The 1,369-nt window shown below is 73.2% G+C and carries 2 pseudogenes; both read right to left on the bottom strand.

From position 1 onward, the window contains the following. Positions 1-1,028 (bottom strand): annotated as a pseudogene (locus tag B7767_RS36495) (rhamnogalacturonan lyase); the annotation flags it as partial. A 38-nt stretch (positions 1,029-1,066) separates the two neighbouring features. After that, positions 1,067-1,369, bottom strand: a pseudogene (locus B7767_RS36490) (SAM-dependent methyltransferase); the annotation flags it as partial.

Genomic DNA, 1,369 nt, shown 5'->3' with positions numbered 1-1,369 from the left:
GGGCCGCCCCGCCAGTCCCAGGCCGCGATCACCGTGCGCGTGTAGTAGCCGCGGGCCATGATCAGGGAGGGGCGGGCGCCGTCCAGGTAGGCGGTGCCGGCGAGGAAGCGGTCGACCCGGTTGCCGTAGGAGTCGCCCCAGGAGGAGACCGTGCCGCGGGCCGGGACGTAGTCGACGGTGCCCATCGCCCTGCCGGTCTGCCCGTTGAACATCGTCAGGTACTCGGGACCGGACAGGATGTACCCGCTGGAGTTGCGGTGGTCGGCGGAGGAGCTGCCGATGACCGCTCCGGTGCCGTCCTTCGTGCCGTCGGCGGTCTTCATGGCGACCTCGGCCTTGCCGTCGCCGTCGTAGTCGTACACCTGGAACTGCGTGTAGTGGGCGCCGGAGCGGATGTTGTGGCCCAGGTCGACGCGCCACAGCCGGGTGCCGTCCAGCTTGACGCCGTCGACGATCGTGTTGCCGGTGTAGCCGGACTGGGAGTTGTCCTTGGCGTTGGTGGGCTGCCACTTGAGCACGATGTCGAGGGCGCCGTCGCCGTCGAGGTCGCCGACGGAGGCGTCGTTGGCCTCGTAGGTGTACGAGACGCCGTCGGGGGTGGTGCCGCCGGACGGAGCGCTGATCGGTACGTCCTTGTAGCCGGCGCGGAACTGGATCGCGTGGACCGAGTCGCCCTGCTCGGTGCCGTTCACCACCGCGCGGACGGTGTAGTCGGCGTGCGAGGGCGCGCCGGAGTGGAAGTAGGTGGTGGAGCCGGTGACGGGGCTGGAGTTGACCTTGGTGCCGGCCCGGTAGACGTTGAAGGCGACACCGTCCGGGTCGGTGCCGAGCCAGCGCCAGCTGACCAGGTTGCCGCTGCCGGTGTGGACGCTGACGACGCCTCGGTCCAGCTTCTCGACCTGCCGTGCGGTGGCGGCCTCGGCGGGCGCCTCCGACAGCGCGGTCAGACCGGCGCCGGCCAGCGCCGCCGCGGCGAGTGCCGCGGGCAGGACGACACGGCGTCTGCGGTGCCTGTGGGGGTGGGTCACGGGACGGACCTCCTGGGAGGACGGATGGGTTCCGTCCCTCAGTCGCCGCCGGGGCGCTCCAGGTTGCCGTCCTCCCGCTTCCGGTACGCCCGGAGGGTGAACACGGGGTCGGGGCGGGGCCGGTCCTGCTCGGGGAGCTCGGCCAGCCGGGCGGCGAACTCCTCGGCGAGAGGTTCACCCGGCGGCAGGGTGACGAACCAGCCGCGTCGCAGGTCGTGGATGGTGCGGCGGGGGCTGCGGCCCTGCCCGTGCCCCCGGAAGCGGGCCCGCCCCGCGGGCAGCAGACCGTGGGCCGCGGCGCAGGCGCCGACGGCGTCGGGGTCGTCGGGGACCGGGCTGCG

It is taken from the genome of Streptomyces sp. 13-12-16 (genome assembly GCF_002114215.1).
GTDB lineage: Bacteria > Actinomycetota > Actinomycetes > Streptomycetales > Streptomycetaceae > Streptomyces.
Note: the sequence above shows the minus strand (reverse complement) of the source record. Positions and strands in the feature narration are given on the sequence as shown.